Source organism: Deinococcus sp. KSM4-11 (genome assembly GCF_004801415.1).
Lineage (GTDB): Bacteria > Deinococcota > Deinococci > Deinococcales > Deinococcaceae > Deinococcus.
On sequence record NZ_SSNX01000007.1, the window covers coordinates 97,474 to 118,436 of the forward strand.

Annotated in this window: 16 protein-coding genes; 8 read left to right on the forward strand and 8 right to left on the reverse strand. The window is 68.8% G+C overall.

What is annotated here, in order from left to right; all coding sequences use genetic code 11:
* Positions 1-5 precede the first annotated feature (5 nt).
* The gene (xseA, locus tag E7T09_RS17290; protein ID WP_240741861.1) at positions 6-1,211 is read left to right on the forward strand and encodes an exodeoxyribonuclease VII large subunit; all 1,206 of its coding nucleotides are present in this window, start codon (positions 6-8) and stop codon (positions 1,209-1,211) included.
* Between the two features lie 34 nt (positions 1,212-1,245).
* Here the strand turns inward: xseA and E7T09_RS17295 are convergent, their stop codons facing one another.
* Both E7T09_RS17295 and E7T09_RS17300 read right to left on the reverse strand, forming a co-directional pair.
* The gene (locus tag E7T09_RS17295; protein ID WP_136390440.1) at positions 1,246-1,719 is read right to left on the reverse strand and encodes a hypothetical protein; all 474 of its coding nucleotides are present in this window, start codon (positions 1,717-1,719) and stop codon (positions 1,246-1,248) included.
* Positions 1,716-2,576, reverse strand: coding sequence for a sulfurtransferase (locus E7T09_RS17300; RefSeq protein ID WP_136390441.1), 861 nt, complete (start codon positions 2,574-2,576; stop codon positions 1,716-1,718). Before E7T09_RS17300 ends, E7T09_RS17295 begins: the two co-directional genes overlap by 4 nt.
* A 520-nt stretch (positions 2,577-3,096) precedes the next feature.
* Between E7T09_RS17300 and der the strand changes: the two genes are divergently transcribed.
* Positions 3,097-4,422 carry a ribosome biogenesis GTPase Der gene (gene der, locus E7T09_RS17305; protein ID WP_136390442.1) on the forward strand — a complete coding sequence of 442 codons (1,326 nt, stop codon included), beginning with the start codon at positions 3,097-3,099 and terminating at the stop codon, positions 4,420-4,422.
* Between the two features lie 69 nt (positions 4,423-4,491).
* Here der and E7T09_RS17310 read toward each other — a convergent pair whose 3' ends face one another.
* Positions 4,492-6,339 (reverse strand): copper amine oxidase N-terminal domain-containing protein, encoded by a 1,848-nt coding sequence (locus E7T09_RS17310; RefSeq protein WP_370294046.1) that lies wholly within the window; start codon positions 6,337-6,339, stop codon positions 4,492-4,494.
* A 205-nt stretch (positions 6,340-6,544) separates the two neighbouring features.
* Between E7T09_RS17310 and ftsH the strand changes: the two genes are divergently transcribed.
* Entirely contained in the window at positions 6,545-8,410 is a 1,866-nt protein-coding gene (gene ftsH / locus E7T09_RS17315) for an ATP-dependent zinc metalloprotease FtsH (protein WP_168734913.1), read from the forward strand.
* A 66-nt stretch (positions 8,411-8,476) separates the two neighbouring features.
* Here the strand turns inward: ftsH and E7T09_RS17320 are convergent, their stop codons facing one another.
* Complete coding sequence (locus E7T09_RS17320; RefSeq protein WP_136390443.1) at positions 8,477-9,238, reverse strand: DsbA family oxidoreductase; 762 nt, start codon at positions 9,236-9,238, stop codon at positions 8,477-8,479.
* Positions 9,239-9,314: 76 nt separating this feature from the next.
* Positions 9,315-9,722 (reverse strand): excalibur calcium-binding domain-containing protein, encoded by a 408-nt coding sequence (locus E7T09_RS17325; RefSeq protein ID WP_136390444.1) that lies wholly within the window; start codon positions 9,720-9,722, stop codon positions 9,315-9,317.
* Positions 9,723-9,992: 270 nt separating this feature from the next.
* On the opposite strand from E7T09_RS17325, the gene E7T09_RS17330 reads away from it, so the two are divergent.
* Positions 9,993-10,316, forward strand: a complete 324-nt coding sequence (locus tag E7T09_RS17330; RefSeq protein WP_136390445.1) for a hypothetical protein — start codon at positions 9,993-9,995, stop codon at positions 10,314-10,316.
* A 76-nt stretch (positions 10,317-10,392) separates the two neighbouring features.
* Here the strand turns inward: E7T09_RS17330 and E7T09_RS17335 are convergent, their stop codons facing one another.
* On the reverse strand, positions 10,393-10,911 hold the full coding sequence (locus E7T09_RS17335) for a hypothetical protein (protein WP_136390446.1): 519 nt from the start codon (positions 10,909-10,911) through the stop codon (positions 10,393-10,395).
* A 144-nt stretch (positions 10,912-11,055) separates the two neighbouring features.
* On the opposite strand from E7T09_RS17335, the gene E7T09_RS17340 reads away from it, so the two are divergent.
* A complete protein-coding gene (locus E7T09_RS17340; protein ID WP_136390447.1) occupies positions 11,056-13,257 on the forward strand; it encodes a hypothetical protein in 2,202 nt (733 codons plus the stop codon).
* Between the two features lie 400 nt (positions 13,258-13,657).
* On the opposite strand, the gene carB is transcribed toward E7T09_RS17340, so the two are convergent.
* A complete protein-coding gene (gene carB, locus E7T09_RS17350; RefSeq protein ID WP_136390448.1) occupies positions 13,658-16,732 on the reverse strand; it encodes a carbamoyl-phosphate synthase large subunit in 3,075 nt (1,024 codons plus the stop codon).
* 337 nt (positions 16,733-17,069) lie between these two features.
* Between carB and E7T09_RS17355 the strand changes: the two genes are divergently transcribed.
* Positions 17,070-18,311, forward strand: coding sequence for an MFS transporter (locus E7T09_RS17355; RefSeq protein WP_136390449.1), 1,242 nt, complete (start codon positions 17,070-17,072; stop codon positions 18,309-18,311).
* A gap of 11 nt (positions 18,312-18,322) precedes the next feature.
* Entirely contained in the window at positions 18,323-19,378 is a 1,056-nt protein-coding gene (locus E7T09_RS17360) for an FUSC family protein (RefSeq protein ID WP_136390450.1), read from the forward strand.
* On the opposite strand, the gene E7T09_RS17365 is transcribed toward E7T09_RS17360, so the two are convergent.
* Positions 19,375-19,683: an EthD family reductase gene (locus tag E7T09_RS17365; protein WP_136390451.1), complete on the reverse strand. Its 309-nt coding sequence runs from the start codon at positions 19,681-19,683 to the stop codon at positions 19,375-19,377. The two genes, E7T09_RS17360 and E7T09_RS17365, sit on opposite strands and share 4 nt — an antisense overlap.
* A gap of 146 nt (positions 19,684-19,829) precedes the next feature.
* On the opposite strand from E7T09_RS17365, the gene E7T09_RS17370 reads away from it, so the two are divergent.
* A complete protein-coding gene (locus E7T09_RS17370) occupies positions 19,830-20,960 on the forward strand; it encodes a pyridoxal phosphate-dependent aminotransferase (RefSeq protein WP_136390452.1) in 1,131 nt (376 codons plus the stop codon).
* Positions 20,961-20,963: the final 3 nt, after the last annotated feature.

Below are 20,963 nucleotides of genomic sequence, written 5' to 3' on the forward strand. Positions count from 1 at the left end.
CGCCCGTGACCCGCCGCCGCAAGAAAGCCGAGGTCACGCGCCCGCCCGAGCAGTTCCTGGAACTGTCGGAGGTGCTGGAGTACGTCGGCGCGGTCATCGCGCGGGGAGTACCGGGGGCTGTGTGGGTGCGTGCCGAGATCGCCTCGCTGACGGATCGGCGTCACCTGTACCTCGACCTCGTGCAACTGGGCGAGGACGGCGAGATCGCCAAATGCCGCGCGACCGTCTGGGCCCGGGAGCGCTACGAGCTGGAGGGCAAATTCCGCCGTGCCACGGGCGGCGCGCTGGAGGCCGGGCTCAAGGTGCTGCTGTTCTGCACGCCGGAGTTCCACCCGCAGTACGGCTTCTCGCTGCACATCCTGGACATCGCGCCGGAATTCACGCTGGGAGACGCGGTGGCCCGCCTGGGCATCATGCGCGAGGCGCTGGTCCGTGAGGGCGTGTACGGCCTGAACCGCCTGCTGCCCGCACCCGACGATTACGCGCGCGTGGCCGTGATCTCCCCGGAAGGCGCCGCCGGCCTGGGCGACTTCCGGCGCGAGACCGACGCGCTGGAGGCTGCAGGGGTGATCGACTTCGAGTACCTGGAGGCCACCTTCCAGGGCCGGGAGGCGTCGGGCAGCCTGATCCGCGCCATTGCCCAGGCCCGAGACCTGCACGCCCACGCGCCGCTCGACGCGCTGGTCGTCCTCCGGGGGGGAGGCGCCGTCACGGACCTCGCGTGGCTCAACGACCTGGACGTGGCCCGCGCCCTGGCCACCTTTCCCGCCCCGGTCATCACCGGCCTGGGCCACGCGCGCGACGACACCCTGCCGGACGAGGTCGCGCACACCCGCATGGACACGCCCAGCAAGGCCGCCGCCCTGATCGTGCAGACGGTGGCGGCGGCCGCCGCGCAGGCCACGCAGGACGTCCGCACCATCCGCGCCTCCGGCGCCCAGGCCTATGTGGAGGCGCAGTCGCGCACCCAGTGGGCCCGCGACCGTCTCCGTGACGCCGCCGCCCGGCTGGTCGAGCGGCAGCGTGCAGACGTGGACGCGCTGATGCGTCAGGCGCTGGGGCTCACGCCGGAACGTACCCTCGCGCGCGGCTACGCCCTGGTGCGGGGCGCCGGCGGGCAACCGGTCACCCGCGCCGCGCAGGTCACAGCCGGACAGGCCCTGACGCTGGATTTCCAGGACGGAACGGTGAACGTCCGCCAGGAGGGGTGACCTCCGCCCGGCCCCCTCACGGGCAGGCCAGCGGCTACCCGCGTGTCAGCGTGCAGGTACCACTGTCCCCGGCCACGGCGCGCACGCCGGCTAGGCCCGCCGACCAGTCCACCCGGTCGGCCAGGGTCAGCATGGCGTCCGGTGGGCCCTGCACCAGCAGACCGTCCGCGCTGCGCCAGCCGGGCCCGGCTGGGGCCACGACGCACGCCACCACCCGCGCGTCCGGACGGGCGCCCAGCGCCTCCGAGGCGTCCACCAGGGCCACCAGCTCCTGCGTCAGATCCGTGAGGAGCGCGGCCGTTCCCGCCACCCTGCCGTCCGCCGCGTACTGCCAGCGACCGTCATACTGGCTCGCCTCGCCCCGCAGCGTGAACGTCTGCGAGATGGCCTCGCCGGTCGCTGTGGTGCCACGTATCACGAACACCTCTCCGTCCGCAAAGGGTGGCTGGGGCGGCGTGTACGCGCACGCGGCCAGCACGCCCGCCAGCAGCAGGAACCGCGTTCTCACTCGTCGCCGGTCGCCACGGGCCGTGCGTCATGACTGATCCAGTCGCTCCACGACCCGGCGTACAGGCGGTTGTCCGGCCCCAGGGGCACTCCGGCCAGTTCACGGGCCAGCAGGTTCGGGGTGGCACTCACGCCGCTGCCGCAGTACGTGACCGTGGGGGCGTTCCCGGCATCCAGCCGGGCGGCCTGCTCGTTCGCCGGACGCCACTGCCCTCCGGCGTCCAGCGCCCCAGCCCACTCGCGGTTCACGGCTCCCGGAATGTGCCCGGCCTTGGCGTCGATCGGCTCCACCTCGCCCCGGTAGCGGGCGGGGGCGCGCGAGTCGATCAGCAGCGTGCCGGGCGGCAGGGCCTGCACGTCGGCGGCGGTGGCGACCATCTCCGTCTGCACGTCCGGCGTGAAGGTCGCGGGCACAGGCCCAGGCTCGTCGGCACTGCTCTGGCCCCCGGCGGCCACCCACGCGGGATACCCGCCGTCGAGCACACTGACCTGCGCGTGCCCCAGCCAGCGCAGCAGCCACCACGCCCGCGCCGCGTAGAAGCCCTGGCCGGTGCTGGGATCGTCGTAACACACGACCACGCTGTCGTTGCCGATGCCCACACTGCCCAGCCACGCGGCCAGCGTGCCCGGATCGGGCAGCGGATGCCGCCCGCCTGCACCGCTCTCCTGCAACGGGCCGCTCAGATCGGTTTCAAGATCGGCATACACGGCGCCCGGAATGTGACCGCCCAGGTACGCAATGCGCCCGACCAGGGGATCGCTCAGGGCATATCGGCAGTCCAGCACACGTACAGTCGGATCGTTCACGTGCTCAAGGAGCCACGCGGCGCTCGTCAGGGGAGAGGACGGCTTCGTCATGTCCGGCAGGCTACACCCGACGCCGTACAGGACGTAGGCCGACAGAGCAGAACACGGGCCAAAACGAAAAATCCGCCCTTCGCGGACGGTGATAAGGAAAATATAGCGTGATATGCACGACCTGTCAACCTGATGCGGTGGCAGCGAAAACCGCCGTGTGGGTGGGACTTGTACAACCGATTCACGGTGGCAATGTGCATACGGTCTGCCCCACAGACGCCTTCGTCTCGCCAGGCAATAAAAAAGCCGCCTCATCGGCGGTGTTGAACTGAAGATAGCGCGGTATGCAGCCCCTGTCAACTTCATCCGGAGCATCCGAAAAACGACGTGCTGGCCGTCAACGGCTTGTGCATTCATAGCCGTGCCCTGCATACCAGCCCAGCGACTGTGCCCTCGACCGCCCATGACTGTCGCCGATCCTGTACACTCGAACGTCTATGCCTGCGACCTCAGCGTGAGGGCAGGTTTCGGCGGTTCCCCCTGACGCCGGGGTGAGCCGACACCGCAAGGAGCGTCTGACATGCATAAAGTAGCCATTGTGGGCCGACCGAACGTCGGCAAGTCCAGCCTGTTCAACCGCCTCGTAGGCCGCCGGGAAGCGGTCGTCGCCGATTTCCCCGGCGTGACCCGCGACGCCAAGGAAGGGCTGATGCTGCACCAGAACCACCGGATCGTCCTGATCGACACGGGCGGGCTGTGGAGTGGGGACGAGTGGGAGCAGGCCATCCGCGAGAAGGCCGAGTGGGCCATGGAGGGCGCGCAGGCCGTGATGTTCGTCGTCGATCCGCGCGAGGGCCTCTCGGCCGCCGATTACGAGGTCGCCGAATGGCTGCGCCGCCTGGGCAAGCCGGTGATCATCGTGGCCAACAAGATCGACTCGCCCAAGCACGACGTGTACATGGCCGAGCTGTGGGGCCTGGGGTTCGGCGACCCCGTGCCCGTCAGCGCGGAGCACGCGCGCGGCCTGGACGAGCTGCTCGACCGCGTCATGGAGCACCTCCCCGAGGACGACGAGGACGTGCCGGAAATCGCGCCGATCCGCATTTCGCTGATCGGGCGGCCGAATGTGGGCAAGTCCAGCCTGCTGAACGCCATCACGCAGAGCGACCGGGCCATCGTGGCGGATCAGCCGGGCACCACCCGCGACTCGCTGGACGTGGAGTGGGACTACGGCGGGCAGCGTTTCGTGCTGGTCGATACCGCCGGCATCCGCAAGAAGCCCGACACGGCCATCGAGGACTACGCCATCCAGCGCTCGCAGGCCGCGATTGGCCGCAGCGACCTGATCTGGCTGGTCGTGAACGCCACCGAACTCGGCGACCACGAACTGAAACTCGCGAACCTCGCCTACGACAGCGGCAAACCCGTGATCGTCGTGGTGAACAAGTGGGATCTGGTGCCCGACGAAGACCTGAAGAGCACCGAGAAAGATCTGAAGCAGAAGCTGCACCACATCAGCTACGCGCCGCGCGTGTACACCAGCGCCATCAACGACTACGGCATTCATGAGATGCTAGCCGAGGCCATGAAACTGCACACCAAGTGGCAGAGCCGGATTCCCACGGCGGAACTCAACCGCTGGCTGGAAGTGTGGCAGATGCGCCAGAGCGTGCCGAACTTCCACGGCAAGAAACTCAAGATGTACTTCATGACGCAGGTCGAGACGTCACCGCCCACCTTCGCCATCTTCTGCAACCGCGCGGACTTCGTGACCCGCGCCTACGAGGGCTTCCTCCAGAACCGCATCCGCGAGGATCTGGATCTGGCGGGCATTCCCGTGCGGCTCAAGTGGAAGGAAAAGGGGCCGTACAAGCGCGGCCAGAAGGGTGAGGACGCCGAAGCCTGAACCTGCATGGAAACCGTCGTCCAGTCTGCCGGCTTCGGGACTGGACGACGGTTTCGTAATTCGGTTGCGTTACGGCTGGTAGGTCTTGAGCACGCCGCCCCAGCCGGGCAGGCTCTGAGCACGGTAGAAGACCAGGCTGATCGGCAGATTCGAGCCGCTGGCCGGCACGAAGTCGATGTTCAGGTGGTCGGCGTTCGCGCGCCACATCAGGGTGGGGGCGCTGGCGTTCAGGGCGGTGCCCACGCGCGGGAGCTTGATGGCCTGCACGATCGGCCCGTCCGTGATGTTCATGGCGCCCCGGTACAGGCCGCCGCGCGGGCTCAGGGCCACTGCGCTGCCGGCCGCCCCGTCCACCTGCAGGTCGTACAGCACGCCGTAGTTTCCGCTGAGCTTCACGGGCTGTCCGGTCAGGGCGTCGGTGCCGGTCAGGGCCGGGTCGAGCTGCCCGTCTCCGATGGTGATGCGGGTCGGGAGGGCGCCCAGCGTGACGCGCAGGTGCCGCACGGCATCCGGGAAGGTGCCGCGAACATGCCGGCCATCGGGCTTCAGGTAGGGAAGCTGCTGGGCGACTTGTGCGGTCGGCGGCAGGGTGTCCTCCAGCATCAGCACCGTCAGTTCCACGCGGCCGTTCGCCGTCAGGTCCTGCATCACGTTCACGCCGCTCCCGGCGTTCAGGGTGGGGCTGGCGTACACGGCCGCCGTCTGGCCGGGCGCGAGGGTCAGGGTCGTTCCACCAGTCGACGCGAAGTACTCCATCAGCGTGACCTGCCCCAGGGTGCCCTCGATGCGCGTGGGCGCGGTCTCGCCCACACGGTTCGTGAGGATGTCCACCGGGCGGTCGTCGAGGTTGCGGGCCAGCACGTACAGCCGCGCCGGGCGACCCAGGCCGTTGAGGTGGTACGCCAGCAGCCGCGCCCGGCCGGTGACGGTGTCCTGGTACAGCACGCCGCTCTGCGTGGGCACTTCCGGGCTGTCGCTGAAGATCAGGGGCGCGGTATCCCCCGTGACCGGCGTGGGCAGCGCCGACGGATACGTGAGCACCTGCGCGTCCGGGAAGGCGTCGCCGGGCAGCGCGTACTTCAGGGCGTAGGTTAGGGGCGTGTCGATGGGATCGCCCTGCACCGTGATGGTGCGCGTGAAGGGCGCGCTCTGCAGCCCCCGGCTGTTCGTGACCGTCAGGCCCACCGTGTACGTGCCCGGCTGGAAGTACACGTCCTGCCGCCCGGTCCATTTGCGGGCGGTGAGGTCGGCGCCGTCCGGATCGAAGGCGTACTCGGTGTACACGATTCGCTCGCCGGGCGCGTACACGTTCTTGTCGGTGGAAAAGCGCGCCTGCGGGCTCAGGGGATTCCCGCCGTCCCGCAGCGAGGTCAGGGTCAGGGTGCGCCCGGAGTCGTCGGCGGCGACCAGGTTGGCGTTCAGGGTGTCGGCCAGGGTGCGGGCGCTGACGTACAGCACGCCGCCCAGCGTAGTCACCGTTCCGTCCGGCTGGGCCACGCCGCCCAGGGTGGCCGCGCCGCTGCGGGTGTCCACGACCAGGCGGCCGAGTTGCACGGCGCCCGGCTGGCCGCTGTCGGCCCTGCCGATCGGACGGCCCAGCAGCACGCCCGTTTCCCGCAGGGGCAGCATGGCGCGTCCGGCGACCAGGCGGGGGGGGGTCGTCCACTGGCTGGTGTCACCGTTCACGTACACGGGAAGCTGATCCACCGTGAAGGTCAGCTGCACGGAACCGGCCGTCATTTGCGCCGCCTGCGCGCCTCCTGTGTTCGTGAGGGCGGCCGTGATCAGCAGCGCGCTTGCCGCTGGCAACGCAGTGCCGCCCAGAGCAGGCGGCATCAGCAGGGACAGCGCGGTCAGGAGGGACGGACTTCGGCGCCGATGCGCGTGGAGCGTGGTGTGGCGGGCGGGGAAGAGCATGCAGCCGAGTATGACGGCCTAACCTGACAGGTTTCTGCCCGAAATGTCCCGTCCACCCGCTTCACCCCACTGCGGGAACGAACCGTGAAGGGCCGTCTGCGGAATGCCGGGTCGCCGAAGGCCCCCGTGTGGGGGCATCCGTCGCAGTTGGGAGGGCGCGCGCAGGCATACACTGGAGCATGACTGAGTGTGGGGACGTCCCCTCGTGAAACGTCCGCTGTGGATCTGGGGACTGCTGGCCGGAGCGGCGCTGCTGCTGGTGTTGGCCCTGAGCCTGCCGCGGAACGCGGGCAACGGCCTGAACCTCACGGACTTCACGACCGCCCTGCACCGAGGCGAAGTGGCCGACGCCCGCGTGACCTACCAGAACGGCATCCTGGCCCTGAGCGGCAAGCTCAAGGACGGCCAGGACTACGAGACGCGCACGTTATCGAGCGATCCTGTTGTGAAACTCGACGCGCTGCAGGCGGCAGGTGTGAACGTGTCCTACCTGCCGCCCGCCCGGCTGAGCCTGCTGAGCGTGCTGAGCATCCTGCTGACCCTGGCCCTGATCGTGGGGCTGGTCATTCTGCTGCTCCGCAGCCGCCAGGGCGGCGGCACGGACGCGGCCGGCACGTTCGGGAAGTCGAAGGCGGCGGTGATCGCAGAAGGGCAGATCAAGCTCACCTTCCAGGACGTCGCCGGCTGTGACGAGGCCAAGGCCGACCTGCAGGAAGTCGTCGACTTCCTGCGCCAGCCCGACCGCTACCACGCCCTCGGTGCCCGCATTCCCCACGGTGTCCTCCTCGTCGGCCCCCCCGGGAGTGGCAAGACCCTCCTCGCCAAGGCCGTCGCCGGTGAAGCCAAAGTTCCCTACTTCTCCATCTCCGGCTCCGACTTCGTCGAGATGTTCGTCGGCGTCGGCGCCGCCCGCGTGCGCGACCTGTTCGAGCAGGCGCGCAAAAGCGCGCCCTGCATCGTCTTCATCGACGAGATCGACGCCGTCGGCCGCAAGCGTGGCATCTCCCTCCAGGGTGGCAACGACGAACGCGAACAGACCCTCAACCAGTTGCTGGTTGAGATGGACGGCTTCGGGTCGGGACAGGAGGTCATCATCCTGGCGGCCACCAACCGACCCGACGTGCTGGACGCCGCATTGCTGCGTCCGGGGAGATTTGACCGGCAGGTGGTGGTGGACGCCCCCGACGTGCGGGGGCGGGAGATGATCCTGCGCATCCACGCCCGCAAGAAGCCGCTGGATGCCAGCGTGGATCTGGGTGTGATCGCCCGGCGGACGGCCGGGATGGTGGGAGCGGATCTGGAGAACCTGCTGAACGAAGCGGCGCTGCTGGCGGCGCGCAGTGGACGCAGCCGGATCACGGGGCGGGATGTGGACGAGGCCAGAGACCGGGTGTTGATGGGGCCGGAACGCCGCAGTCTGGTGGTCCGGGAAGCCGACCGCAAGGTCACCGCCTATCACGAGGTCGGCCACGCCCTCGCCGCTCAACTGCTGCCGCACGCGGACAAGGCGCACAAGCTGACCATCGTGCCGCGGGGCCGAAGCCTGGGCTCGGCGCTGTACACGCCTGAAGACCGTATGCACCACACCCGCAGCGCCCTGCTCGACCTGATCTGCGTGGCTCTTGCCGGGCACGCGGCCGAACAGGTCGCCACCGGGCAGGTCACGACCGGAGCCGCCAACGACTTCCAGAAGGCCACCAACATCGCCCGGCGCATGATCACCGAGTGGGGGATGAGCGAGGTCGGGCAGCTCGCGTTGGCGCAGGACAACGGCAATTACCTCGGGTACGGCGCGCAGCAGGGCAACTACAGCGACCACACAGCTGCGCAGATCGACGTGGAACTGGGCCGCATCCTGAATGGGCAGTACGAGCGGGCCGTGACCCTGCTGGCCGAACACGCGCACATCCTGCACCGCCTGACGGACGACCTGATCGCCCGTGAATCCCTCAGCGGCGAGGAATTGCAACTCGTCCTGGCCGGTGGCACCCTGCCCCCGCTGGAGAGCGCGGCGCGGGGAAGCGACGATGGCGGCGCGCCCAGCGGCAGCCTGACGCCCGACCCCGCCTGAGCGACGACGGATATCGGGCCTGACATCCACGGGGAATCCCGCGCTGTCAGGCCCGATGTGGATTGCTCAGCGGCTGGCGGTCACGGGCAGCGGCACGTCGCAGGAGCCGTCCTCGCAACCTTCGGCCACCGGGAGGTCCAGGCGCACCAGGGGGGCAGGATGCGTCTCGGCCCAGACCTGATCCAGGGCGCCGCGCAGCACCTCGGGGCTCTGCGCGCCGCTCACGCCGTACTTGCCGCCCAGCACGAAGAAGGGCACGCCGCTGATCCCCAGCGCGTGGGCCTGCGCCTCGTCCTGCCGGACGGCGTTCGCGTGCACGCCCGTTTCCAGCGCCGTGCGAACCTCGGCGGCATCCAGCCCAACCTCCTGTGCGAGGCGCACCAGCGTGTCGATCTGGCCCACGTGCTCACGCTCGGTCATGTAGGCGCGCAGCAGGCGTTCCTTCATGGGGCCCTGGAGCCCGTGCCCGGCGGCGTGGTGGAGCAGCTGGTGCGCCAGGAAGGTGTTCGTGCGGTGCGCGCCGTTCAGGTCGTAGGTCAGGCCATCGGCGTCGGCCGTGGCGGTCATGGAATCGATCATACCCTGCGCCTCGGGAACGCTGCGACCGTACTTGCTGGCCAGCAGCTGCGCCATGCTCTGCGGGGTGTCCAGCGGCGCACCGGGATCGAGTTCGAAGGAGTGCCACACGACCTCTACCTGCGCGGCCTGTGGGAAGTCCGCGAGGGCCGTTTCCAGACGGCGTTTGCCGATGTAGCACCATGGGCACGCGATGTCCGACCAGATGTCGACGCGCAACTTATCCGGAGCAGAGGCAGTGAAAGCGGTCATGCATCCATTCTAAACCACTTTAAAAAACGAAGTTAGGGAGCGTACGCCATCCTCCCCACCCAGCCACCACCGGGCGTCAGCGCTGGCGGTCGCCCTGATCGCAGGCCACGCCGTTGCGGTTGGAATCCAGACCCGTGCGGTACCCGATCTGCCCAATCTTCAGCGGCGCCTTGCCCTGCGCGCGCATGACCGCGCAACTCGCGTAGAACACCCCGGACACTGGCGCGCTGCTCGTGAAGGCACGCAGCACCGACCGCGATACGTACCCTCCACGACCCTGGTAGGACGTCCGGCACCACTGGCCCACGCAGGCCACCGTGAGCAGCGTACCGCCGGGGACTACACGCAGCACCGGCGCGTCCGTTGTCGGCCCCCGGCGCAGGTTCGCCCCCGTATTCGTGTAAGCCGTCGCAGCGTCCGCCATGCCCGTTCCCAGCCCCAGCAACGTGAGGCCCAGCAGTCCAGTCTTCATGAGTTGTCTCATGACGCCAGCGTGACACGCCCACCATGACCCGCCATGAGCCTCCTCTGAGAATTCCATGCGAACCGGTGGGTAAGGGCGAGAGGCAGCCGGCCGTAGAAGACCTACATCTCGGGGTGGGTAGAGTGTGCGATTCATCGTGTGGACGTCACTTGCACAACCGCACCGACTGCCGCAGAGACAATCTGAAATGCGCTGTTGTCCAGGCAAATGGTGGCCTGGAACTCACTTGTGGTTTCCTCTGCACCTTCTCGCCCGTACCATGAGCAGCATATGAAAAACTTTGCCTTGGGCCTGACGCTGCTCGCCTCCCTGACGCTCGCCTCGTGCGCGCCCAAGTACTCGTCTGCTGCGCAGAAACCCGTCGCGGACATGAGCTGCACCGAGATCAAGGACGAACTCGCCAAGCTCGCCAAGGTTCGCGAAGAAGCGACCAGCAAGAGCGGCGTGAGCAAAGAGAACGTCCTGTTCGTGCTGTTCTTCTGGCCCGGCGCGGTCGTGAACGAGATGGATAACCGCGACGTGATCACTAAGGTCGATGCCCGCACCGCCGACCTGACCAAGGCCCAGAGCGCCAAGAACTGCCCCACCAACTGACCCGAACGGAGCAGGCACCGCTTCCCGAATGACGTGTCCAGGGAAGCGGTGCCTGCTCCGCATTGCGATTTCCCTGTCAGTGATGCCCGCTGCCGTCGTGGCTGCCGCGTCCACCGCCGCTACCGCCACCATGATCATCTCCGGCATCATGGCTGCCGCCCGCATCATGCGCCGCACCATCGTCCACCCCGTGACCGCCCGACGCGCCGTGATCATCCCCGGCATCGTGGTTCGCGCCGTCATCCGCTCCATCCCTGGCCCGGCTGTCCCGCGCCTGGGTGTCCTGCCCCTGCACCGCCGACTCCAGCGTCAGCACGTGCCCGTTCACGCTGACGCCCAGGCGTTCAGCCTCCGGTTCCCGCGCCGTGATCGGCCCCGCCAGCGTGAAGGTCTGCACGGTCGTCACGCCGTTTACGGTCGTGCTCACCCGCACCGTCCGCGCTGCACTCAGGCTGCCGGTCACGTTCAGGTGCCCGCTCAGCGCCCCGGTCGCTACGACCTGCCCTGAAGCGTCCAGCACCTCGACTGTTCGCACTGCCGCTGCTGCCCATGCCAGGCCCAGGCTGAGGGCCACCGTCAGGAGAACTTTTTTCACACCCCCATTGCACTCTGTGCATGCTCCTGGCGCCACGGGCGAAGGTCGGACACCCGCAGGGGAGAAGGTCGGGTGTGATGCCCAAGGAGAACACGCAGTTGCGCCTCCCGGACGAGGGGTTCAGTTCTACAGTGTGAGCATCCCATGAAACAACTGTTCCGAACTTTCGTCTCCTTGGCATTCACGGCTGGACTCGTGGCGTGTGGTGGAGGCACCCCGCCTCCCATCGTCGATCCGCCCCCCAGCACCCTACCCGGCAGCGGCACCGCTCCTGAAGCGGAGTACCTGAGCGGACAGCTGACCGGGTGGCCGTACACGTCGACCTTCGTCGCGTCGCGCTTCGTCTACAGCGCCACGTACTCCGACATGACCCCAGCGCTCATTCCCGGCAGCGGCACCCTCCACTCGAAGCTGCCCACTATTCCCCTGACCAGGAGCATGCTGGACGGCTGCACCCTGTCCAGCGGCTTTCAGGGCGGCGCGGCCACGTACGACCTCGCGGCCTTCCAGGTGTTCTCCACGCAGGGCGACCTGCTGGGCCGCATCTTCGAGGACGCCGCGCCCGCCAACACCGGCTTCCTGCACATCTACGCGACCAGCGCCGGGACCCTCAAGGGCACCGCGTCCTGCACCGCCCGTGGGGAGACGCTGGATCTCGATGCCAGCATGCAGCAGGGCTGGAACGTCCTCCAGGGCACCGTGGACGCCGCCACGCAGACCGTCCGGATCGTGAATGTCCCCGCCGGCGCGACCGTCACCCTGCACTTCACGAAAAATGACGATCACGTGCTGGTCGTGCCCGTGACCTCCACGCCGTTGACCCTGAAACGGGGCGCGTCTGTCGCCGTGCCGGTGCACATCTTCCAGGATGGCGGCATCAGTGGCCGCATCCACCTGAGCACGAACGCGGGCGGACTGGAGGTCACCCCCGCTGACATCGACCTGCCGGACACGGTCGGCAAGCAGGCCGTGACGGACGCCAGCCGCGTGGGCGCGCACCTGTCCAGCGCCGCGCTGCATGCCCAGAAGGTGGACACCACCCTGACCCTCACCGCGACCGACACGGCCGCTGCCTTCGACGGTGACCTGAACATCCAGGCCACCAGAAATGGTGTGGATGTTGGCGGCGGCACACTCGGCCACCTCGTGCTGACTATTCCGCAACTGGCGTTCGACGTCTACACCGTCGTCGCCCCGCAGACCATGACGACCACGTGGCCCGTTCAGCTGTACACGCAGGCCTACCGTGGCGATGTCAAGGTAAGCGTCACCGACCTCCCCGCCAATCTGTCCGTGACGCCCCAGACCTTGAGTCTCACGCCAAACCAGTCCATGACCGTCACCTTCAGCCTCAAGCCCGGCACGACCGTTCCGGTCGGGAATTACGCGGTCACTGTGAAGGGCGAGCAGCTCGCCGACGGGTACGTGATCACCAAACGCGCCGTGCTGGCCATCATGCCGCCCGCCATCCGCATGGTCGAGGGCACCGGTGTCATGGCGGCCGACGCCAGTGGAAACCTGTGGTACTCGGTCGGCCAGGGCATGGTGCGCCAGCACCCGGACGGCACGTATGACGCGTTCAGCCGTACCGGGTTCGAGTGCAGCGGCCTGACCGCCGGTGACGATGGCGGGATCTGGGATGAGAGTTCCCCCCAGGTGCGCTTCGACGCCCTGACCGGCACGGCCACGGTCAAGACAGACCCTCGTGGATTCTCCGGCTGCCGTGGCGATGATATGTACTTCGACAGTAAAGGCCGTGGCTGGGTGTGGTACTTCAACATTCAGCGCCTGGAGTACGCCACGAACACCTACAGCAACGTTCCCGGCGGGGACAATGACCGGCTGCTGGACGTGGACGGCACGCACGTGTGGGGGTACACGCAGGCGGGCGGCACCACGCAACTGGTCAGCATCAACGCCGACACCCTGGCCCGGCAGACCCTCACGCTGCCCGGCATCAACACGTACCTTCCGGCCTTCGGACGGAGCGGCAAGCTGTGGCTGCCCAAAAGCGTGCCCTACCGTCTGGCCGTCTACGATCCCGCCACCGCCAAGGTCACGTCGTACGACGTGGTCATCGACGGCGTGACCGTCAAGGAGTTCGAGGTGGTCGGCGTGGACGCCACCGGCCGCCACTGGCTGGAAATTGCCCACGTGGACGGCGACCTGTACTACAAGGAGTGGGTGCTGTACAACCCACTGACCGCCCAGGTCGTCAAGCGCGTGCCCGCCATCTTCCTGAGCGGCAGTGGCACCCTTCGCAGCGTGTCGTCCGACGGTACCCTGTGGGTTCGCACGGCCGACCAGCCGGGCTACGTTCCCTACGCCTACGTCTTCAAACCCTGAACGCCCACCCACCGCACGTGCCCAGCCTGAAGTGAGGCTGGGCATTTTCCTGTACACCCCAGCCCCACCCCGGCAAAAGCCGAAGCGGAGGCTGACTCAGGTTGAATCCGATGTTTAGCCTTCCAGCAACCATCACTCATCCCTGCGCCCAACCCCCCGCCCGCCCCTGCTTCCCCCAGCCCCAGCGCCACGCCGCGGCCTACGCCCCGGCTGCCCCCGTGACCAGCGCCACCCTGTCTGCCAGCGGTCTGTCCATGCTGCCCCCCTGAACTGCCAGTTGCGAGAGCCTGATGCTGCCGCGCCGACAGGGAATCGGCAATACGCCAGAGTGCGGAGGAGCAGGATGAGTCGTGGACGACACCCGCTCAAGGCAGGAGTGTTTCGTTGGCTCCGCCTGGTATCAGTCCGCGACCCACTCCTGCAAACTCGTCACGCCCAGCGCTGCTCCTTTGGCGGCGGCGATAGCCTTGGCCGTCCACTCGGCGGCTTCGCGGGTGCTGACGATCGGCACGCCACGTTCCAGCGCAGTGCGCAGCAGGCGGCTGCCCGTCACGTCGATCAGCAGGTCAGGGAGTTTGTCGCCGTCCTGGGTGCGGATGACGGTCAGGCCAGTGCCTTCCAGGCTGGCGGCCACGTCGTCCAGGCCGTCACCGAGCAGCAGGGCGGTGCCGCTGGTGGGCACGTTGCTTTTCGCGCCGATCTGCGCGCGGTAGAACGCGCGGTACGGGTCGGTGTCGATGCCCATGCTCTCGCCGGTGCTCTTCATCTCGGGGCCGAGGGTAGGGATCACGCCCGCGAATTTCAGGAACGGCAGGTGCACTTCCTTCACGGAGTACATCTGCGGCGTGGGCGTCTCGAACACGCCGATCTGGTCGAGGGTGTGCCCCACGGCAATCCGCGCGGCGCTCTTGGCGAGCGGGTGGTTCACGGCCTTGGACACGAACGGAACGGTGCGGCTGGCGCGCGGGTTGGCTTCCAGGATGTACGCGACGTCGTCCTTGACGGCCCACTGGACGTTCATCAGGCCACGCACGCCGAGTTCCAGCGCGAGGCGTTCCGTGTCGGCTTTCACGCGGGCCAGCAGGTCAGCGCTCAGGTTCACGGGCGGGAGGATGCACGCGCTGTCGCCGCTGTGGATGCCGGCGGCCTCGATGTGCTCCATGATGCCCATGACGACGGCACGGTGGCCGTCGCAGAGGGTGTCCACGTCGAGTTCCAGCGCGCCTTCCAGGAACTGGTCGAGGAGGATGCTGGGCTGTCCCTCGACGGCGGCGTACACCTCGGACAGGTACGTGGTCAGTTCGTCCATGCTGCGCACCGTGCGCATGGCGCGGCCCCCGAGGACGTAGCTGGGCCGGGCCATCAGCGGAAAGCCGAGTTCTGTGGCGAGCGCGGCGGCCTGATCCGGCGTCTGCGCGACCTTGCCCCTGGGTTGCGGCAGGCCCAGGCGTTCGCACAGGGCGTTGAAGGAGGCGCGGTCTTCGGCCTCGTCGATGGCGTCCACGCTGGTACCGATAATGGGCGCTCCGGCTTCCGCGAGGCGGCGGGCGAGTTTCAGCGGCGTCTGCCCGCCGAGCTGCACGATCACGCCGACCGGCTTCTCGTGCTCGACGATGTTCATGACGTCCTCGAAGGTCAGCGGCTCGAAGTACAGGCGGTCGGCGGTGTCGTAGTCGGTGCTGACCGTCTCGGGGTTCGAGTTGACCATGATGGTCTCGTACCCCGCTTCTTGCAGCGCCCACACGGCGTGCACGGTGGCGTAGTCGAACTCCACGCCCTGCCCGATCCGGTTGGGGCCGCTCCCCAGGATCACGACCTTGGGTTTCTCGGTAGCGGTGACTTCGTCCTCCCACTCGTAGGTGGAGTAGTGGTACGGCGTGTGCGCCTCGAACTCGGCGGCGCAGGTGTCCACCGTCTTGTACACCGGAAGCGCCTTGGCCGCCTTGCGGATGTCGCGCACCTGCAACTCGCTCAGCCCGACGATCTCGCCAATCCGTGCGTCAGAAAAGCCCAGGCGTTTGACCTCGCGCCACAGTTCGTACTTCCACTCGGCAATCGGGCCGAGGTCGAGGAGTTCCTTCTCCGCGTCCGTGATCTCCTTGAGCTGCCCCAGGAACCACGGGTCGATCTTCGTGGCGTCGAACAGCGCCCCCACGCTCTCGCCCCGGCGCAGAAGCTCCAGCACAGCCTCCAGCCGGCGGGGATTGCCGTACAGCAGGCCGCGCAGCTCGTCCATGCTCATGGCCGCGAACGCGCCGCGCACGTCGGACTCCACCGAGCGCATGGCCTTCTGCAGGGATTCCTTGAACGTCCGGCCGATCGCCATGACCTCGCCCACCGAGCGCATCTGCGTGCCCAGCGCGTCGCTGCTGCCGGGGAACTTCTCGAACGCGAAGCGCGGGATCTTCGTGACCACGTAGTCGATGCTCGGCTCGAACGACGCCGGGGTAATGCGGGTGATGTCGTTCTTCAGTTCGTCCAGGTGGTACCCGACTGCCAGCAGCGCGGCGATCTTCGCGATCGGGAAGCCGGTGGCCTTGCTCGCCAGCGCAGAGGAGCGGCTCACGCGGGGGTTCATCTCGATCACGATCACGCGGCCGTCCCGCGGGTTCACGGCGAACTGGATGTTGCTGCCGCCCGTGTCCACCCCGATCTCCCGGATGATGGCCAGGGACTGGTCGCGCAGGCGCTGGTACTCCACGTCGCTCAGCGTCTGCGCGGGAGCCACGGTGATCGAGTCGCCGGTGTGCACGCCCATCGGGTCGAAGTTCTCGATGGAGGTGATGATCACGACCGTGTCGGCCGTGTCACGCATGACCTCCAGCTCGTACTCCTTCCACCCCAGGATGCTTTCTTCCAGCAGCACGCTGGTCACCGGGCTGTCGCGCAGGCCACCCTCTGTGATCGCCAGGAAGTCCTCGTAGGTGTGCGCGATGCCGCCGCCAGTGCCGCCCAGCGTGAAGCTCGGCCGGATCACGATGGGCAGGCCGATCTCCTTCTGGTACTCCACCGCCTCGTCCATGGAGTGCATCATCTTCCCGCGCGCCGTCTCCACGCCGATCTTCTTCATGGCCGCCTGGAACAGCTCGCGGTCCTCTCCCTTCTTGATCGCCTCGACGCCCGCGCCGATCAGTTCCACACCGTACTTCTCCAGCACACCCTGCTCGTGCAGATCCATCGCCAGGTTCAGGGCCGTCTGCCCGCCCAGCGTGGGCAGCAGCGCATCGGGCTTCTCCTTGGCAATTACGCGCTCCACGAACGCCGGCGTCAGCGGCTCCAGGTACGTCGCGTCCGCCAGGTCGGGATCGGTCATGATCGTCGCGGGGTTGGAGTTCACCAGCACCACGCGGTAGCCCTCCTTCTTGAGGGCCTTCAGGGCCTGCGTGCCCGAATAGTCGAACTCGGCCGCCTGCCCGATCTGGATGGGCCCGCTGCCGAGGATAAGGATCGTGTTCAGGTCAGTACGCTTGGGCATTCCAGAAAGGGAGTATGTCACGGATGACGGGCTGGGGCGTGAGCGGTGTATGCATGGTTATGCAATCCGTGCTTTCCCGCGTGTGGTGCTCCCGGCGCTGCGCCATGTGGCCGATGCCGGGCGGCGGTTCCTGGCTTACGCTGGGGGTGTCCTGTCCTCGGGACGTGATCGACCATGTCAATCCTGAACTGACCTCCACTCCTGCCGTCCGCAGCGTGCCCCGGTGGCGCGCCGGGGCCGTGTGCCTGCAGGGTGCGTGGAGGGAAGTCGTCCGGAACTGGTTCCCCTGCCGGGTGTGCCGTGAGTATGGGGCCCGCCCGCTGTCCCGAGGTCACGAATGATGCGTTCCCATCACCCGTTGCAGGTTTTTCTGGTCATGGAGGCCGGTCTGGCCTTCGCCTTCGCCCTGGCGTTCACCTTGCAGGGCGTGTATTTCGTGCAGACGGTGGGCCTGAACCCGCTGGAACTGCTCTTGATCGGCGCGGCGCTGGAGGGCTCGGCGTTCGTGCTGGAGGTTCCCACGGGCGTCCTGGCAGACGTCTACTCGCGGCGGCTGTCGATCGTGGTGGGGTGTGCGCTGCTGGGCGTGGGACTGCTGCTGGTGGGGGCGTTTCCGGTGTTCGGCGTGCTGCTGGCCGCGCAGGTCGTGAGTGCGGCCGGCTACACCTGCCTGAGCGGCGCGCAGGAGGCGTGGCTGGCCGACGAGCTGGGCGAGGAGCATCTGGGCAGCGCGCTGCTGCTGGGCGGCCAGTACGGGCGCGTGGCAGGCATGGTCGGTGTGCTGGGCGCGGCCGGGCTGGCGCGCTGGGGCGGCCCCGCCGCCGCGATCCTGGCGGGTGGCGGGGCCGCGCTGCTGGTGGGAGCCTACCTGGCTCTGCGGATGCCCGAACGCGGGTTCCAACCTGCTCCGCGTAAGGGGCGTCACACCTGGGCGTCGCTGCGGGCTCCGCTGGTGGCCGGGGTTCGGGTGGTGCGGGGCAGCGCCCTGCTGACGGCGTTGATCGTGGCCGCCGCGCTGTACGGCGCGAGTACCGAGGCCGTCGACCGCCTGCACGAGTTCCTGCTGATCCGCGGTACCGGTCTGCCCGGCGGCCTGAGTACCTCCGACTGGTTCGTGGCCCTGAGCCTGATGGGCGCGGTGCTGGGGTGGCTGCTGATCGAGCCCCTGCGGCGGCGGGTGAAGCTCGCGGACGCGCGGCAGGTGGCGCGCACCCTGCGGGCCGTGCTGGCGGGTTCGGTGGTGGCCCTGCTGGCGTTCGCATGGGCGCCGGGTTTCGGCTGGGCTGTCGGGGCGCTGCTGCTTCACGGCGTGCTGCGAGGCCTGTACTCGCCGCTGTACAGCGCGTGGCTGAACCAGGGCCTCCCGCCAGACTCGCGGGCCACAGTGAATTCCTTCGCGGCGCAGGCCGACGCGCTGGGCCAGGTGAGTTTCGGGCCGCTCTTCGGACTGGCCGGGAATGTGTGGGGCGTGCGCGCCGCGCTGGTTCTGGCCGCGCTGGTGCGGCTGCCCACGCTGGGCCTGCTCGCGCGGGCTGGGCGGGCAGAAGACCCCAGCGCCGAGTCCGGTCGCCCCGCCTAGACTGCGGCCGGATGAAGCGGCGCGACCAGGAGTCGGGAGTGCGGAGTCAGCTGGCCGGTGTGGCGCGGCCTTTCCTGACGCTCGGCCCGGCGCACCGGGATCACCTGCCGGCCGGCCGGATCGCGCTGGGCGTGGCCGTGCCGCTGGTGCTGCTGCTCGGGCTGGGCCACCTGAACCTGATCGTGTACGCGGCCTTTGCGGCCTTCACGGGCATCTACGCCCGGCACGAGCCGCTGGGCACGCGGCTGCGGCACCAAGTGGTCAGCGCGGCGCTGCTGCTGGCCTGCCTGAGCGCCGGGTGGGCGCTGGCGCAGGCGGGCACCGGGCCGTGGGGCGTGGCGCTGGCCGGCGCGCTGGCGGCGGGTGTGGGTGCGGTGCTGGCGGCGGCGCTGGGATTGCGTCCGGCCGGATCGCTGTTCTTCGTGTTCGCGGTGACCACGGCGGCGAGCACGCCACCGCCGCCGTTTGCGCTGGCGCTGGGCGTCGCGGCGGGCAGCGCGGCCCTGTCGGTGGGACTGGGTGTGGTGGGCGCGCTGTTCTCCGAGCGGGTGCGGCCGAACGAACTGGCGGCCCCGCCTCCCAACCGCCTGAGCGAGGAGGATCTGGCATGGCACGGCCTGCGGCACCTGATCGCGGCCGGTCTGGGCGGCGTAGCGGGCGTGCTGATCGGCCTGGGGCACACGCCGTGGGCGATGGTGGCGGCGGTCGCGCCGATCTCCGCGCAGGATCAGCGCGGGCGGGTGCAGCGCGCGCTGGAACGCATGGTGGGCACCCTGCTGGGCGTGCTGGTGGCGGCGCCACTGCTTGCGCTGGGCCTGCCTGTCTGGGCGAAGGTGGTCGCGGTGGTGCTGCTGCAATTCCTGGCTGAGCTGTTCGCGGCGCGCAACTACAGCCTGACGCTGCTGTTCGTCACGCCGCTGGCCCTGCTGCTGACCACGCTGGGGCATCCGGCTCCGGCCGGGCCGATCCTGCTGGCCCGCGCGGTCGAGACGGTGCTGGGGGCACTGATCGGCCTGGGCGTGGTGCTGCTGGTGCGCTCGGCGGCCGAGCAGCGCGCAGCCGCTTAACGGCCCAGCACCTCGCTCACCAGCAGCGTGACCCCGCCGGTGGCGAAATTCGGGATGTCCCCGGCCGCGGCCTGCCCCTCGGGGCCACCCATGCCGCTCTGCAACGCGGCCAGATCGTCGAAATACAGTTCCGTGAGCAGGTGGTAGGGGCTGGCGCTGCCGTCTGGAGTGCCGACCACCCGCGCGACCTCCGTGCGTTTCAGGCCGGGGATCTTGTCGACGAGCGGGATGTGCGTGCCGTGGTAGTACGTGTCGAAGGTAACGGCGTCGGTAGGGGTGCCGTACAGAACCGTGAGCTTGAACATGGGCGTTCCTCCAGGCGGGGGTGGCAGGGCTGGGTGGGCGTGTGGTGCCCACGCAGCGTACCTGCGGGTGGTTGGAGGACGGTTCAGGGCGCAGGTCGTCTGACCCGCCCTGGGTGACCGGGCGGGTTCGGGTTCACACTGCGGGGATGCCACAGCTACTGCCGCGCGCCCTTGCCTCACAGGAAAGTGTGTTCGCCCGCATGAGCCGCCTGGCCGCGCAGCACGGCGCGGTGAACCTCGGCCAGGGCTTCCCGGCCGACACGCCGCCTGCCTTCCTGCTGGACGCGGCCCGGCGCGCGGTGGGCACCGTGGATCAGTATTCGGCCCCGGCCGGGCTGCCCGCTCTGCGGGACGCCGTGGGCGCAGACCTGGGCGTGGACGGCGCCGACATCGTCATCACGACCGGCGCAACTGAGGCGCTGAATGTGCTGGCCCTGTCGCTGTACGGGCCGGGCGACGAAGTGCTGATGCTCGAACCCGTGTTCGACGTGTACATCCCGCAGGCGCGGCTGGCGGGCGCAGACGCGGTCACGGTGCCCATGACCCTCGATCCGGTGTCCGGGTGGTCGCTCGACCTGAAGGCGCTGGGAGCCGCCGTCACGCCGCGCACGCGGGCACTGCTGCTGAACAGCCCGTACAACCCGACCGGCACGGTCTTCGGCGCCGCGCAACTCGACCAGATCGTCGTCCTGGCCCGCGAGCACGACCTGTGGATCGTCAGCGACGAGGTGTACGACGAGCTGTACTTCGGCGAGCGGCCCGTGGGCCTGCGAACCCTCGCACCGGAACGGACGTTCACGGTCGGCAGCGCGGGCAAGCGGCTGGAAGCGACCGGCTGGCGGGTCGGCTGGATCGCGTGCCCGCCGGGGCTCTCTGGCATGGTCGCCGGCATCCGCCAGCAGGGCTCGTTCTGCTCGCCCACGCCACTTCAGGCGGCGGTGGCCGCCGCGCTGCCCCAGGCCCGCGCCGAGGACTTCTACGCGGGTCTGCGGGCCGAGTACGGGGCGCGCATGAACCTGCTCGCGGGCGGGCTGCGCGACCTGGGGGCCACGGTCTTCACGCCGCGCGGCACGTACTTCCTGACCGCCCTGCACCCGCAGTGGTCGGCCGAACTGCTGGTCGAGCGGGCGGGCGTGGCCGTGATACCCGGCGAGGCCTTCTACGCGCAGCACGCCGTTCCACCCGGACTGCTGCGCGTGGCCTTCTGCAAGTCCCGCGACGACATCGGGCGGGCGCTCGACCGGCTGGCGTCCAGCGCAGCACTTAGCATTCCTTGAAGT